This is a genomic window from Sellimonas sp., from assembly GCF_047234585.1.
Classification (GTDB): Bacteria; Bacillota; Clostridia; order Lachnospirales; family Lachnospiraceae; genus Sellimonas; species Sellimonas caecigallum.
On record NZ_JBKSWG010000025.1, the window covers coordinates 17,935 to 33,937 of the forward strand.

15 protein-coding genes are annotated in these 16,003 nt (G+C 43.9%); all 15 read left to right on the plus strand.

The window, feature by feature from the left end; all coding sequences use genetic code 11:
- Positions 1–104 precede the first annotated feature (104 nt).
- The 15 genes from pta to smc all read left to right on the plus strand — a co-directional run bounded on the left by pta (position 105) and on the right by smc (position 15,952).
- Positions 105–1,100, plus strand: a complete 996-nt coding sequence (gene pta / locus ACLROL_RS10030) for a phosphate acetyltransferase (RefSeq protein ID WP_087201408.1) — start codon at positions 105–107, stop codon at positions 1,098–1,100.
- An 18-nt stretch (positions 1,101–1,118) separates the two neighbouring features.
- On the plus strand, positions 1,119–2,306 hold the full coding sequence (locus ACLROL_RS10035; RefSeq protein ID WP_087201406.1) for an acetate kinase: 1,188 nt from the start codon (positions 1,119–1,121) through the stop codon (positions 2,304–2,306).
- A 65-nt stretch (positions 2,307–2,371) separates the two neighbouring features.
- The gene (locus tag ACLROL_RS10040; RefSeq protein WP_413067761.1) at positions 2,372–2,899 is read left to right on the plus strand and encodes a YceD family protein; all 528 of its coding nucleotides are present in this window, start codon (positions 2,372–2,374) and stop codon (positions 2,897–2,899) included.
- A gap of 2 nt (positions 2,900–2,901) precedes the next feature.
- Positions 2,902–3,084, plus strand: a complete 183-nt coding sequence (gene rpmF / locus ACLROL_RS10045) for a 50S ribosomal protein L32 (RefSeq protein WP_024732412.1) — start codon at positions 2,902–2,904, stop codon at positions 3,082–3,084.
- The gene (locus ACLROL_RS10050; RefSeq protein WP_087210642.1) at positions 3,074–3,403 is read left to right on the plus strand and encodes a hypothetical protein; all 330 of its coding nucleotides are present in this window, start codon (positions 3,074–3,076) and stop codon (positions 3,401–3,403) included. Before rpmF ends, ACLROL_RS10050 begins: the two co-directional genes overlap by 11 nt.
- A gap of 186 nt (positions 3,404–3,589) precedes the next feature.
- Positions 3,590–3,979: a GrdX family protein gene (locus tag ACLROL_RS10055; protein ID WP_413067762.1), complete on the plus strand. Its 390-nt coding sequence runs from the start codon at positions 3,590–3,592 to the stop codon at positions 3,977–3,979.
- Positions 3,980–3,995: 16 nt separating this feature from the next.
- Positions 3,996–4,685, plus strand: a complete 690-nt coding sequence (locus tag ACLROL_RS10060) for a TetR/AcrR family transcriptional regulator (protein ID WP_087201400.1) — start codon at positions 3,996–3,998, stop codon at positions 4,683–4,685.
- Positions 4,686–4,954: 269 nt separating this feature from the next.
- A complete protein-coding gene (gene grdG / locus ACLROL_RS10065; RefSeq protein WP_087201398.1) occupies positions 4,955–6,241 on the plus strand; it encodes a sarcosine reductase complex component B subunit alpha in 1,287 nt (428 codons plus the stop codon).
- A 26-nt stretch (positions 6,242–6,267) separates the two neighbouring features.
- Complete coding sequence (grdF, locus tag ACLROL_RS10070) at positions 6,268–7,590, plus strand: sarcosine reductase complex component B subunit beta (RefSeq protein WP_221919804.1); 1,323 nt, start codon at positions 6,268–6,270, stop codon at positions 7,588–7,590.
- Positions 7,591–7,684: 94 nt separating this feature from the next.
- Positions 7,685–8,830 (plus strand): hypothetical protein, encoded by a 1,146-nt coding sequence (locus ACLROL_RS10075; RefSeq protein ID WP_087210638.1) that lies wholly within the window; start codon positions 7,685–7,687, stop codon positions 8,828–8,830.
- A 215-nt stretch (positions 8,831–9,045) separates the two neighbouring features.
- Complete coding sequence (locus ACLROL_RS10080; protein ID WP_413067763.1) at positions 9,046–10,287, plus strand: threonine/serine ThrE exporter family protein; 1,242 nt, start codon at positions 9,046–9,048, stop codon at positions 10,285–10,287.
- Positions 10,288–10,375: 88 nt separating this feature from the next.
- Complete coding sequence (plsX, locus tag ACLROL_RS10085) at positions 10,376–11,389, plus strand: phosphate acyltransferase PlsX (protein WP_246599161.1); 1,014 nt, start codon at positions 10,376–10,378, stop codon at positions 11,387–11,389.
- A 24-nt stretch (positions 11,390–11,413) separates the two neighbouring features.
- Complete coding sequence (gene acpP / locus ACLROL_RS10090; protein ID WP_413067764.1) at positions 11,414–11,647, plus strand: acyl carrier protein; 234 nt, start codon at positions 11,414–11,416, stop codon at positions 11,645–11,647.
- Positions 11,648–11,700: 53 nt separating this feature from the next.
- Entirely contained in the window at positions 11,701–12,384 is a 684-nt protein-coding gene (rnc, locus tag ACLROL_RS10095) for a ribonuclease III (protein WP_221919803.1), read from the plus strand.
- Positions 12,385–12,394: 10 nt separating this feature from the next.
- Positions 12,395–15,952 carry a chromosome segregation protein SMC gene (smc, locus tag ACLROL_RS10100; protein WP_413067765.1) on the plus strand — a complete coding sequence of 1,186 codons (3,558 nt, stop codon included), beginning with the start codon at positions 12,395–12,397 and terminating at the stop codon, positions 15,950–15,952.
- Positions 15,953–16,003 lie beyond the last annotated feature (51 nt).

A 16,003-nucleotide genomic window follows, 5' to 3' on the forward strand; every position in this document is an offset into this window, starting at 1 on the left:
AAGGGAAATTGTATTGAAAAAGAGACAGATTATCTCTTGTATACAATTTCCCTTTACGTTATAATAATTATATCTGAGAATAAATGGAAAGGAGTCTATAAATCATGGGATTTATTGATGAAATCAAGAAGAAAGCAAAGGCTGATCTCAAGACGATCGTTCTTCCGGAGACAGAAGACATCAGAACGTATGAAGCAGCCGAGGCCATTCTGAAAGAAGGGACAGCAAAGCTGGTTCTGATCGGAAGTGAAGAAGAAGTTGCAAAAAATAAAGGAAGCTTTGATATCAGCGGCGCTCAGATCGTGGATCCGGCCAAAAGCGAAAAGACAGAAAGCTACATCGCTAAGCTGGTGGAACTGAGACAGAAAAAGGGAATGACAGAAGAACAGGCAAGAGAGCTGCTTTTGACAAATTATCCATATTATGGAGTCATGATGGTAAAAATGGGAGATGCAGACGGAATGGTTTCCGGGGCATGCCACTCTACTGCGGACACACTTCGTCCATGCCTTCAGATATTGAAGACAAAACCGGGCACAAAGCTTGTATCTGCATTTTTCATCATGGTTGTACCGGACTGTGATATGGGAGAGAATGGAACATTTGTATTTGGCGATTGCGGGCTGAATCAGAATCCGACGTCAGAAGAGCTTGCAGCGATCGCTGTCTCTTCAGCAGAAAGCTTCAAACAGCTTGTCGGAGCAGAGCCGAGAGTGGCAATGCTTTCTCATTCTTCTATGGGAAGTGCAAAGCATGATGATGTCACAAAAGTAGTAGAGGCAGTCAAGATCGCAAAAGAACAGGCTCCTGATCTGATGCTGGATGGAGAACTTCAGCTAGACGCAGCGATCGTTCCTTCCGTGGGAGCATCCAAAGCTCCGAACAGCCCGGTAGCAGGAAAGGCCAACGTGCTGATCTTCCCGGATCTGGATGCCGGAAATATCGGATATAAGCTCGTACAGCGTCTTGCAAAAGCAGAAGCGTACGGACCGATGACACAGGGTATCGCAGCGCCGGTCAATGACCTTTCCAGAGGATGCAGCGCAAAAGATATCGAAGGTGTTGTTGCTATCACAGCAGTACAGTGCCAGCAAAAATAAGAAAGGAAGAAAAAAGAAATGAAAATTTTAGTTATCAACTGTGGAAGTTCTTCATTAAAGTATCAGCTGATCGATATGGAGAATGAGAGTGTATTGGCAAAAGGCCTTTGCGAGAGAATCGGGATCGACGGATCAAAACTGACACACAAACCGACAGGAAAAGAATCTTATGCGGTAGAAAAAGACATGCCTGATCACAAAGTTGCAGTACAGCTTGTACTGGAGGCGCTGATGGATAAAGAACACGGAGTGATCGAAAATACAGAGGAGATCACAGCGATCGGACACCGTGTACTCCATGCAGGAACAATCTACAGCGATGCGACACTGATCACAGAAGATGTAAAGAAAGTTATCCGCGATTGTTTCGACCTTGGACCTCTTCACAATCCGGCAAACCTCATCGGTATCGAAGCGTGTGAAGCAGCAATGCCTGGAAAACCGAACGTAGCTGTATTCGACACAGCATTCGGTATGAAAATGCCGGAAAAGGCAGCTATGTATGCTATTCCGTATGAATATTATGAAAAATACAGCATCAGAAGATACGGCTTCCATGGAACAAGCCATATGTTCGTATCCGGCGAGACATTGAAATGTCTTGGAAAAGACGATGCGAAGGTAATTGTCTGCCATCTTGGAAACGGAGCCAGCATCTCTGCATCCATCGGAGGAAAATGTGTAGATACAAGTATGGGACTGACTCCTCTGGAAGGTCTTATCATGGGAACACGAAGCGGAGATATTGATCCGGCAGTGCTTCAGTTTATCTGCAATCATGAAAATATTGATATCAATGAGATGCTCAATATCCTCAACAAAAAATCTGGAGTTCTTGGAATGAGCGGTGTATCTTCAGACTTCCGTGATGTGAGAAAAGCGGCGGATGAAGGAAATGAACGTGCTATAACAGCTCTGGATGCTTACAGATACCGCGTGGTAAAATATATCGGATCCTACACTGCAGCCATGAATGGCGTGGATGCTATCACATTTACGGCAGGAGTCGGCGAAAACGATACAGCAATGAGAGAAGAAATCTGCGCATACCTCGGATATCTCGGAATTAAGATCGATCCAGAGAAGAACGCAGCAGCAAGAGGAGAAGCAGCAGAAATCTCTACTGCAGACTCAAAAGTGAAGGTTTATGTCATTCCGACAAATGAAGAGCTTGCTATCGCACGTGAAACAAAAGCATTAGTATAAAAAAACTGTTGACAAAATTTCTGCACATGGTATAATAGTCAAGGTATGAATAGGAGTGAAGAATCATGTTCATTGACCTATTAGACGTATTGTCTGAACAGCACAAACCGATTGATGTTTCTGTTCCTCTGGAACTTGATGAAATGAAGATTCCAGGTGGGCCGTATTTTCTGAAAGAGAAAAGTCCGGTTCATATCAAGGTGGAGCACGTCAAAGGAAAAGAGATTTCCGTGACAGGGGAGTGCAGCTTTATCGCTGTGATACCATGTGACAGATGTCTGGAACCGGTAGATGTACCTCTTGATATAAGATTCGAGAAACATGCCGTGACTGGCAAGGATCAGGCTGAACAGACGGAGGAGACAGAAGAATCAGACTATATTGACGGATATCATCTTGACGTCGACAAATTACTCTATAATGAGATTTTGATAGGATGGCCGGCAAAAGTCCTGTGTAAGGATGACTGCAAAGGGATTTGCAGTACTTGTGGTCAGAACCTAAACGAGGGAACCTGTGACTGTGAAGACACAAGTCTTGACCCGAGAATGTCAGTTATCCGCGATGTGTTTAAGAATTTTAAGGAGGTGTAACGATGTCAATTTGTCCAAAGAATAAAACTTCCAAAGCAAGACGCGACAAGAGAAGAGCAAACTGGAAAATGAGCGCTCCGAACCTTGTAAAATGCAGCAAATGCGGCGCTTTAATGATGCCTCACAGAGTTTGCAAAGCTTGCGGAAGCTACAATAAGAAAGAAATCATTACAGTTGAAGACTAATGAAAATGACGAAAAATGGGGATTTGCAGTGATGCAGATCCCTTTTTTTCGTACTAGCCTACCACATATTTACCACATTTTAAAAACAGGGTCAGATTTCCAGAAACGTGTTATAGTTGAGGGATTTGATGGTTCTTATGATAGTTTTGGAATAGATGAGATAGAAAGTGTTATTTATAGTCGTTACGATAATAGTGGGTCAACGAAAGTTTACTCTGGTAAAAACTATAAATATCTAGCGATTAATCAATCAGAAATATCTCTACAAGTCACAATATCCGCAAGTCATACCAGAAGAATGAAAATTAATTCCGTATAGTATTTAATTTTGAGATGAATAGAAAAGATATTACTATTGTCGAGTACCGGCACATTGTTTTGGGAAAACTAAGATCAAGCGGCTCTTGCCCCTTTATCCCATGTATGCTAAGATGAAAGAACAAGAGATATCTGATCTTACCGTACATAGGATCGGAAAAAAGAGACAGAAAAGAGGCGTGTAGCTATGTGGGACAAAGATAAAGCAATTTTGATAACAAACAATGACAGGGTTTATGAAAAATATAAAGACAGCATGAAAGTTTTTCTGTTGGATTCTTACGAAGAGGTGATGATCAAGGTGCGGGATTATGTATATGACAGACATCTGCTCCTGACACATCCGCAGGCATCCAGCTTAAAACCGAATCAGACCCCATATCGTTCCGTTGTGGTATATCCAAAGGGAGAAGAAGACAATATGAAAGATATTATGCTGATCGAGAAGTGTATCGAAACTTTCCGGCAGTGGCAGGAGATTGCACCGACGCCGGAAAAATATCAGGACAAGGTGGCAGAAGATTTCAAGACCATTGATCTGTCTGTAATTGATAATATCATTCCAAGGATATGTTAGAAAGCCGTGAGAAAATGTGAAAAGAGAAAAATATTTTAAAGGACTTACGAGAAGAGATTATATTGCAAGAACAAACGAGATCATCCATCAGGAAGGGATTGAGGCAGTTTCTATACGTAGGATTGCAAAAGAAATGGGGTGTTCATCGGCAAGTCTTTACCGGTATTTTGAAAATCGTGACGAGCTTCTTTACTATGCAGAGCTTGGGGAGATGAATGATTATATTAGAAGGCTGAATAGGGCTGAAAAAGGCTGGACTAATGTCTGGGATATTTATGTTGGGGTGTGGTATTGTTACTCCATGGAGGCATTTCGAAAGCCGGAGGCATATAATCTTTTGTTTTTTACTTATGACAATAATAAGCTCAGAAATTCTATAAAAGAGTACTATGTTATGTTCCCTGAGACGATTGGTTCTTCCAATCGCATGTTTCATCGGATGCTTCAGACTTCCGATTTTATGGGGAGAGATTATGAGATGTGCCGGAACTGTATTAGAGCCGATGCGATAGATGAGGAAAAAGCAATTATTTTGAACAGAATGGTCTGTATGCTGTTTAAAGGCTATTTTAAGACCGTCTGTGATGAGAAACCTGATGATGACAGTATTAATTTGATGGTGCGCCAGTTTGTCCGAGATATCGAAGAGATTGTACGAATGCTGGCAAAAAATCTGAAGGGATATACAAAATATCAGATGGAATAAGGATGGATATAAAGGCTTCGGGAGCAGGAAACTGCGCCTGAAGCCTTTATAGATATTATCTATAAAATGGCTCTATTGAAAAGTGCAATAAAAAAAGACAGAAAAAATGTGAAAAATAGACAAAAATAAAAAAGATTCAGGAAAAACTTGATAAAAAACAAACAAAAATATATAATGCATATATAGAAATCATAAATAGAGGTAACAGATAAATCTTTATTTTTTTGATTGAAAGTTATCGCGATTACAAAAAGAAGGAGGGATTTTCTATGAAATTGGAATTAGGCAAGATTAAGATCAATGACATCCAATTCGCAGAGAAAACGTACGTGAAAGACCATGTCCTTTACGTGAACAAAGAGGAAGTAGAAGCACTTGTCCTTGAAGACGACAAATTGTTGGGCTGCAGCCTTGACATCGCACGTCCGGGCGACAAGACACGTATCACACCGGTTAAGGACGTGATTGAGCCTCGCGTAAAAGTAAAAGGCGGAGAAATTTTCCCTGGCATGATCGGAAAAGTAACGCCGCCGGCAGGCGAAGGACGTACTCACGCGCTGGATGGATGCTGCGTTGTGACAGTCGGCCGCATTGTTGGATTCCAGGAAGGTGTCATCGATATGAGCGGACCTGCAGCAGATTACTGCCCGTTCTCAAAGACAGTGAACCTGTGTGTTGTGATTGAGCCGAAAGAAGGACTTGAGACACATGTCTATGAGAAAGCAGGACGTATGGCAGGATTAAAAGTCGCTGCATATCTGGGAGAAGCAGGAAGAGATATCGAACCGGATACACTGGAAACATTTGAGACAAAGCCAATTTTTGAGCAGGCTCAGATGTACCCGGATCTTCCGAAAGTAGGATATGTACATATGCTTCAATCACAGGGACTCCTCCATGATACATATTATTATGGAGTGGATGCAAAACAGTTTGTTCCGACTTTTATGTATCCGACAGAAATCATGGACGGCGCCATTGTATCCGGAAACTGTGTGGCACCTTGTGATAAGGTTACGACATACCATCATTTCCACAATCCGGTTATCGAAGACTGCTACAAACATCATGGAAAAGATATCAATTTCATGGGCGTGATCCTGACAAACGAAAACGTTTTCCTTGCAGATAAAGAGAGACATTCCGATATGGTTGCAAAACTGGCCGAATGGATGGGACTGGATGGAGTGCTCATCACAGAAGAAGGTTACGGAAACCCGGATACAGACCTTATGATGAACTGCCGGAAGGTAGAGCAAAAAGGCGTTAAGGTCGTTCTGATCACAGATGAGTTCCCAGGAAAAGACGGAAAGTCACAGTCACTGGCCGATACATGTGACGAAGCTACGGCACTTGCTTCCTGCGGACAGGGAAATGCAACACTTCATTTCCCGGCTATGGATAAAGTGATTGGTACAATGGACTACATTGAAAGCCAGATTGGCGGATGGGCAGGCTGTGTCAACGAAGATGGATCATTCGAAGCAGAGCTTCAGATTATCATTGCCTCTACCATCGCAAATGGATTTAACTGCCTTGCAGCGAAGGGATATTGATTTAGTTTCAGAGAGGAGGAACCAATATGGCAAAATATAAAATTGTTCATTATATCAATCAGTTCTTTGCCGGAATCGGCGGAGAAGAAAAAGCGGATTACAAACCAGAAGTAAGAGAGGAAGCATTAGGACCAGGCACAGCACTTGTCGATGCTCTTGGAGAAGATTTTGAACTGGCAGCTACAATTATCTGCGGCGACAACTATTTCGGAGAAAATCTGGATGAAGCGACAGATACAATTATCGAAATGGTCAAAAAATACGAACCAGATGTATTTGTAGCTGGACCTGCATTTAACGCAGGACGTTATGGTGTTGCCTGTGGTACGATCTGTAAGGCTGTGGAAGAAAGACTGGGAATCCCGGTTGTGACAGCAGCTTACGAGGAAAACCCGGGCGTTGACATGTTCCGCAAAGACGTAATCATCGTGAAAACAGGAGATTCTGCAGCTACGATGAGAAAGGTACTGCCGTACATGGTAAACATTATCAAGAAGATGGCAGCAGGCGAAGAGATCCTTGGACCTGAGGAAGAAAACTATCACGAGAGAGGTATCCGTGTCAACTACTTTGCAAAAGAGAGAGGATCCGAACGTGCGATCCAGATGCTTGTAAAGAAGATGAAAGGAGAACCGTTCGAGACAGATCTTCCGATGCCGAAGTTTGACAGAGTACCGCCGGCACCGGCAATCAAAGATATCAAACACGCAAAGATTGCTGTCGTAACATCAGGTGGAGTTGTTCCGGTAGGAAATCCGGATCATATTGAATCTTCCAATGCAACGAAGTTTGGCATTTACTCCATCGAAGATATGGATGAGATGACACCAGACAAATTCACAACGATCCATGGTGGATATGACCGCCAGTTTGTTATGGAAAATCCGAACCTTGTCGTTCCGCTTGACGTTTTGAGAGAAATGGAAAAAGACGGAGAATTCGGCGAACTTGTCAACTTCTTCTGTACGACGACAGGTACAGGAACAGCCACAGGATCTGCGGCTAAATTTGGAGATGAGATCGGAAAGATCCTCACAGAGAAAGAACATGTTGACGGTGTTATCCTCGTCAGCACATGAGGTACCTGTACTCGTTGCGGTGCAACGATGGTTAAAGGAATCGAAAAATATGGGGTTCCTGTAGTACATATGGCAACAGTCGTTCCGATTTCCCTTACGATTGGTGCAAACCGAATCATCCCAGGTGTTGGTATCCCGTATCCTCTTGGCGATCCTACTCAGGGCGAAGTGGATTCCAAGAAGATCCGTAAGAGAATGGTACGCCGTGCTCTGAAAGCACTCCAGACAGAAGTAGACGGACAGACGGTATTTGAAAAAGACAACTTCTAAAGAGAAGTCGCGAGTAAAAAGTAATTTGCGGGTACGGTGCATTTCGTACTGTGCCCGCTTTTCCATTATTATATGAAGGATAGGAGGGGACTCTATGGGCAAAGAAAACGGAGCGGTCAGCTGGAAAAGAGTTTTGATTCTGGCTGGAGCGGTCATCGCATTTACGATCGGGTCAGGATTTGCAACCGGACAGGAAATCATTCAGTATTTCACAGCGTATGGTTGGCAGTCGCTTCTGGTAATCCTTGTTTTTGCAGTTGCGTTTTTGTACTATAATTTCAATTTTGCAAAAGCAGGAGCAGAGGAAAAATTCGAACACGGCAATGATGTGTATAGATATTATTGTGGAAAATATATAGGAACATTTTACGATTACTATTCCACCATTTTCTGCTACATGTCATTCTGGGTTATGATCGGGGGAGCTGCATCCACATTGAATCAGGAATACGGACTTCCGACATGGGCAGGAGCGGTTATTCTTACAGTTCTGACAGTTATCACAGTAGTGGGAGGATTAAATTCCCTTGTTGATGCAATTGGTGTAGTAGGTCCAATCATTGTTGTCCTTTGTATCTTCATTGGCCTTGTGACCTGCATTCGTGACGGGGCCGATATCGGAGCTGGTCTGGAAGTCATCCGGACAGGAGCATATGCAGGAGCGGCAGAAGGCGAAACGATCAAAAATGCCGGAGCAAACTGGCTGATTTCCGGTCTGTCCTACGCAGGATTTGTCCTTCTGTGGTTTGCAAGTTTTACAGCGGCTCTTGGATCTAAAAATAAAAAGAAGGATCTCAATTATGGTATCATAGGTGGTACATTGGCGGTATGTATTGCAATAGCTTTGATTTCTTTCGGACAGATTGCGAATATCAATACACCTCTGGAGGATGGAAGCGCATATGTGTGGAATGCTGATATCCCGAACCTGATTCTTGCCATGAAGATTTGGAAACCTTTCTCTGCAATCTTTGCGATTGTAGTATTTGCCGGAATCTATACAACGGCAGTTCCGCTGCTTTATAACCCGGCATCCCGATTTGCAAAAGAAGGAACGCCAAAGTTTAAGATTTTGACGGTCGTCCTTGCAGTGATCGGTCTTATCGTCGGATTATTCCTCCCGTTCAGAACACTCGTAAATGTGATCTACGTTTTGAATGGCTATGTGGGAGCGATTCTGATCATCTTCATGATAAAGAAAAATATATCAGATTTTCTTGCTAAGAAGAAAAAGGCATAACAAAGCATAATATATGAAAAGAAAGACAGCAATCAGATACGGTTGCTGTTTTTTTTGAAGACTGAAAAGATTGCGGAATCAGCAAGTTTGAGACGTCATTGTCGGTATATAGATAAAAGCTGGAAAAAATATAGAAAAAAACAGGTGCCTTTTTTTGAAAATGATGTTATGATTCTCTTGGGGAAGACACAAAAGAAATGGAGTGAGATGTGTTTATGAATTACAACACGATTGTTGAAGAAATCTTGGACATTGGCGAAGAAATGTTAAAGAGCGGCGCCGAGAATTTTCGGATTGAAGAGGCACTTTACCGAATGCTCAAAAGTTACGGATTTACAAGATACGATGCTTTTGTCATACCGAGCAATATCCAGGTTACTGCAAAGACGCCGGACGGAGAATTTATCACACAGATCCGGCATATCGAGACGTCGGAAAATGATTTTGACCGCTTAGATTATCTGAATAATTTATCAAGGTATGTCTGTGCTAACACACCGGATGAAGATACACTCAGGGAAAAATACATGGAAGTCATGCATCGAAAGCCGCAGCATCCTGCAGCAAGATATTTTGCCGGTATCATGGGAGGGGCAGGATTTGCTGTCTTTTTTGGATCAAATTTCGAAGATGCGATTGTGGCGGTTATCGTCTCTTTGATGATTGTCATTGTGGGGAAATGGCTAAGCAAAAGGGAAGGAAATTTGATGATCTACAATCTGATTCTTGCGTTTTTGTCGGAAGTCATCATCATTTGGGCTGTGAAATGTGGAATTGGTCTGCATCCGGATCGAATCATGATAGGGATTGTGATGCTTCTGATCAGTGGTCTTGGAACGACAAACGGAATCAGGGAACTGATTCAGAGAGATTTTATATCCGGTTCCATCAATATTATGAATTCTTTCTTGGGAGCGGCAGGGATTGCGCTTGGCATTGCGCTTGCCATGATGATTTTTGACAGAACGCCTATGGAAGCGTTTATGCTGGCTCCGGGGATTCCTTTGCAGTTAATTTCCTGTACCATTGCATGTACCGGTTTTGCCATGTGGTTCCAGGTGCGGGGAAGACAGGTCTTTTATTCCAGCGTTGGGGCTTTTATTACATGGGGGATCTATGCACTTGTGTATGAGATTCGGCCGAGCAATTTCCTGGCTACGCTGATAGCGGCAGTTTTTGTTGGATTTTATGCATACATCATGGCACGTATCAATAAGGCACCGTCCACAATTTTCCTGACAGCGTCGGTGTTTCCGCTCATACCGGGGCCGAATCTTTACTATCTTTTATACGGCTGCGTAAGCAACGATATGGATTTGGCAGTAAGTGAAGGAATCCTTTTGTTTACGACCTGCCTTGCAATTGCGTTTGGCTTCAATATTGTGGATGTCGTGTCCAGAAGTATTACGAATGCGCTGAGAAAAAGAAATCAGAATCATGTCGGAGGAGACTTCTGATAAAGACATCTCGCAGAAAAAAAGAAAAACATTGATTTTTACAGCAATGTCTAGTAGAATTGTTTTTAGAATGCTAGGAGGTAGAAGCATGGCAGAATTTACGAAGGTGGCACTGGACGCCATGGGAGGAGATAACGCTCCTGTAGAGATTGTCAAAGGTGCTGTGGACGCAGTGAACAAGCGTAAGGATATCAGAGTGGCTCTTGTGGGAAAAGAGGAAATCATAAAGAAAGAGCTTCAGCAATATACTTACGACAAAGAGCAGATTGAGATTGTCAATGCTGATGAGGTAATCGAAACCGCAGAGCCGCCGGTCAACGCGATCCGGAAGAAAAAAAATTCATCTATCGTTGTAGCTATGGGAATGGTTAAGCGCGGCGAGGCGGATGCCTTCGTGTCGGCGGGAAGTTCAGGTGCTGTTCTCGTAGGAGGTCAGGTTCTGATCGGCAGGATCAAAGGTGTGGAGCGTCCGCCGCTGGCCCCGCTTTTACCGACGAAAAAAGGATTCTCTTTGTTGATCGACTGTGGGGCAAATGTTGATGCCCGGCCATCCCACCTGGTGCAGTTCGCAAAGATGGGATCGATCTACATGGAACATGTAATGGGAATCAAAAATCCGAAAGTTGCGATCGTAAATATCGGAGCGGAAGAGGAAAAGGGAAATGCACTGGTAAAAGAAACGTTTCCGCTTTTGAAAGAGTGCAAGGATATCAATTTTACAGGAAGCATCGAGGCAAGAAATATACCATATGGAGATGCGGATGTCATTGTATGTGAAGCGTTTGCCGGAAATATCATACTGAAGCTGTTTGAAGGCGTAGGCGGAGTGCTGATGGAGAAGATCAAAGAAGGATTGATGCAGGATTTGCGGACAAAGATAGGCGCCCTTTTGATCAAGCCGGCTCTCAAAAAGACAATGAAGGGATTTGATGCAAGCGAGTATGGCGGAGCCCCTCTTCTTGGTTTGAATGGGCTTGTTGTGAAGACGCATGGAAGTTCCAAGGCAAAGGAAGTTTGCAATTCCATCATTCAGTGCGTAACTTTTAAAGAACAGAGAATCAATGAAAAAATCAAAGAATGCATTCAAAAAGAGGAAGAATAAAACAGTTAAGGAAGGTATGTGACTATGGAATTTGAAAAATTGCAGGGAATTATTGCAGATGTATTAAACGTGGATACAGCAGATATCACGATGGACACGACATTTGTAGATGATCTGGGAGCAGATTCTTTGGACATTTTCCAGATTATCATGGGAATTGAAGAAGAATTTGACATTGAGATCGATAACGAAGATGCAGAAAAGATCGCTACTGTCGGAGATGCGGTAGAGCAGATCAGAACTGCGACAAATAATTAAGAAAATAGATACGGAAAAGCCCGTCAGGGCTTTTTCGTGTTAATGGGGGATTTATGAGAAAATTGAAAGATCTGGAAAAGAGAATAGGATACCAGTTCAAGGACAAATCACTCCTGGAACATGCGGTGCGGCACAGCTCCTATGTCAATGAAAAGCATATGAAAAAATACGAATGTAACGAGCGGCTGGAATTTCTCGGCGACGCAGTGCTGGAACTTGTATCCAGTGAATATCTGTTTTTTACATACCGGACGATGCCGGAAGGAGAACTCACGAAAAAGCGTGCCAGTATGGTATGTGAGCCGTCTCTTGCTTTTTGTGCCAGAGATATTGAGCTTGGGGAATATCTCCGGCTTGGAAAAGGGGAAGAGGCTACCGGGGGAAGAAAGCGGGATTCCGTGACATCTGACGCGATGGAAGCCCTGATCGGGGCAATCTATCTGGATGGTGGTTTTGCTAGTGCGAAAGAGTTTATACACCGTTTTATCCTAAACGATCTGGAGGACAAGCAGCTCTTTTTTGATAGCAAGACTATCTTACAGGAAATGGTGCAGGCTTCCTCCGATGCAGGGGTTGTCTACGAGCTTTTGCAGGAAGAAGGTCCCGACCACAACAAGACATTCCGAACTGGAGTAAGAATAGGCGGGGAAATTTTTGGAATGGGAGAGGGACGGACAAAGAAGGCTTCCGAGCAGCAGGCGGCATATCAGGCGATCCTGAAATTACAAGGAAAATAGCAGGTGGTATATGTATCTAAAAAGTATTGAAGTGCAGGGATTTAAATCATTTGCAAACAAAATCTTATTTCAGTTTCATAATGGGATTACCGGAATTGTAGGGCCAAACGGAAGCGGGAAGAGTAATGTAGCAGATGCGGTAAGATGGGTGCTCGGAGAACAGCGGGCAAAGCAGCTGCGAGGCGGCAATATGCAGGATGTCATTTTTTCCGGGACAGAAAACCGAAAGCCCTTAAGCTACGCGTCAGTTGCCATTACACTTGACAATTCTGACCATCAGCTGCCGGTGGATTTTTCGGAGGTAACGGTCACAAGAAAGATCTATCGTTCCGGCGAGTCGGAGTATCTTCTCAATGGAAGTGCATGCCGTCTGAAAGATATCAACGAACTTTTTTACGATACCGGTATTGGAAAAGAGGGGTATTCGATCATCGGACAGGGACAGATAGATAAGATTCTGAGCGGAAAGCCAGAGGAAAGAAGAGAGCTCTTCGATGAGGCTGCGGGGATCGTCAAGTTCAAACGGAGGAAAAATGCATCTCTGAAAAAGCTGGACGAAGAACAGCAGAATCTTGTTCGCGTGACGGACATCCTTTCTGAGCTGGAAAAACAGTACGGCCCGTTAAAAAAGCAGTCGGAGACGGCAAGAGAATACCTGAGGCTGCGGGAAGAACTGAAAAAGCAGGATATTAATGTATTTTTGATGGAGACAGAAAAGATACAAAAGGAATCCCAAAGGGTACAGGAGGATTTGAAAGGGGCTGAAGAAGAGCTTTCCGGTGCAAAGAAACAGTACGAGGACATGAAAGAGGAATATGCGGAAGTGGAGACTCGTTCTGACGCCATCGAGGCGGAGACTGAGAAAACAAGAAGACAGCTCAATGAGACTGTGCTTTTGAAACAGCAGTTGGAGAACAGTATCGCGCTTCTTAAGGAACAGATTCGAAGTATCCGTTCAAGCGACGAGCACTATGTCCAGAGAAGAAAAACCGTGTCCGAGGAACTGGAAAATCGTAAGGGTGAACTGCGGAATCTGGAAGAGGAAAAAGAAAATCTTCATTTGGAAGTAAAGCGCAGGGAAAAAATGGAAAATGCTGAGAAAGAAAAGCTCAGAGCACTTCAGGAAGAGATGGCCCGAATCAGTTTTTCCATTGAAGAAAAGAAAGAGGAGATCATAAAACTCCTGTCTGGCCGGGCGTCCACAAAAGCGCAGATCCAGCATTTTGACACCCTACAGGAGCAGATCCGGGTACAGAAGGCTGAGCTTGCAAAAGAGCTGCTTGGGATCTCACAGAAGGTGGAAGTGTACCGGGCAGAGTATGAGAAATACAAAGCAGAGCTTCAGGAAGCATCGGAAAAGATTCGCGGATATCAGGAAACCATCAGCGGATATGAAGCAGAGATTGTAAGACTTCAGACAGAGATCACACAGGGAAACGAAAAACTTCAGATTGGACAGGCCGCATATCACAGGGAGGAGTCCAGGCTGGAATCTCTGAAAAATATTACCGAGCGCTATGACGGATATGGAAACAGTATCCGAAGAGTGATGGAACAGAAAAAGAGGGAGGCCGGGATCCTTGGTGTCGTGGCGGATATCATTTCTGTTGATGCAAAATATGAGATTGCGGTGGAGACAGCGCTTGGCGGAAGTATACAGAATATCGTGACAGTGGATGAAGAGACTGCTAAGCGGATGATCGGCTATCTGAAAAAAAATAAGTTCGGACGGGCGACATTTCTGCCACTGACAAGCGTAAAATCGAGCCCGTTTTCCAGGCCGGAGGTGCTGGAGGAAGAAGGGGTTATCGGTCTTGCCCACACTCTTGTGAAAACGGAAAAGAAGTTTGAAGAGCTGGCAGGGAACTTGCTTGGTCGCACAGTTGTAGTGGACAATATTGATACGGGAATTCGGCTGGCAAGGAAATACCGACAGTCCATAAGAATGGTCACACCGGAAGGGGAGCTTTTGAATCCCGGAGGATCCATGACAGGAGGTGCATTTAAGAATGCCGGAAACCTCCTTGGAAGACGCAGAGAAATAGAAGAGCTTGAAAAGACAGTTCAGCTTCTCAAAAAAGACATGGATGAGATGGAAACCACCGTTGAGGAAGCCAAAAAGAAGAGAGCGGCATTCTATGGGAAGATGGATGATTTAAAAGCTGAGCTCCAAGAAGTTTTCGTCATCCAGAACACAGCAAAAATGAACCTGAATCAGGTGCAGGAACATCAGCGCGGGATCGTAGAAAAGAAGGCAGCACTGATCAGAGAAAACGAAGAGCTGGATGCAAAGATCCGGGAAATGAAAGAAAACCGGGAATCCATAGAGATTGAACTGGGGACGTCAGAAGAGCTTGAGAGAAAACTTGGAGACCGTGCAGAAGAAGAACAGATCCTCTTAGAGCAGAAAAAGAAAGAAGAGGAGAAACTGCATCAGATGGCCGAAGAGGCACATCTTGCATTTGCCGAGCTCGGACAAAAAGAAGTATTCCTTCAGGAAAATGAAGAACGTATCAAAAGAGAGTGTTCAAAACTCATGGAAGAAATGGATGAGCTGGACAGAAGCCGCGGAAGTACGAAAGATACCATTGAGGAGAAAGAAAGACAGATCGTACAGACGGAACAGAAGATCAGAGATGCCGGGGAACTTATAGATGAAATCCAGCAGCTTACGCAAACCTATCAGAAGGAGAGGGAAGAGCTGGCGGTCAAACTCAGGACATTTTTGAAAAAACGTGACGACATGTCGGTTCATATTTCGGATCTTGACAAAGAATGTTTCCGGCTGTCTGGAAAAAAAGAAACTCTTGAAGAAACGATGGAAAAGCATCAGAATTATATGTGGGAGGAATATGAAATTACCTACAATCATGCTCTTTCCTACCGGGATGAGAGTTTAACAGATCTGGCTTCCATGAAAAGAGAAGCCCAGAGGATCAAAGGAAAAATCAAAGGGCTTGGAAATGTCAATGTCAATGCCATTGAAGATTTCCGGAATCTGGAAGATCGGTACGAATTTCTGAAAGGCCAGTATGAGGATCTCGTGGAGGCAGAGGCTACTTTAAAACAGATTATCCAGGAGCTGGATGCCGCCATGAGAAAGCAGTTCGAAGAACAGTTTGCTCGTATCTGCAAAGAGTTCGATTCTGTGTTCCGGCAGCTTTTTGGCGGCGGAAAAGGGACACTGGAACTTTTGGAGGAGGAAGATATCCTGGAAGCTGGAATTAGGATCATCGCTCAGCCTCCGGGCAAAAAACTTCAGAATATGATGCAGCTTTCAGGAGGCGAGAAAGCGCTGACCGCCATCGCATTGCTTTTTGCAATACAAAATCTGAAACCGTCTCCATTCTGCCTTCTGGATGAGATCGAAGCAGCACTTGATGATTCCAACGTGACGAGATTTGCCCAGTATCTGCATAAGCTTACGAAAAACACGCAGTTTATTGTCATTACTCACCGTAGAGGGACGATGACAGCGGCAGATCGGCTATATGGGATCACAATGCAGGAAAAAGGGGTTTCGACGCTGGTGTCCGTGGATCTTTTGGAGCATCAGCTTGATAAATAATGATCTCTCGGAATCCTGAGTGATCACAGCCAGCAGGTGCTGGCGTTGAAC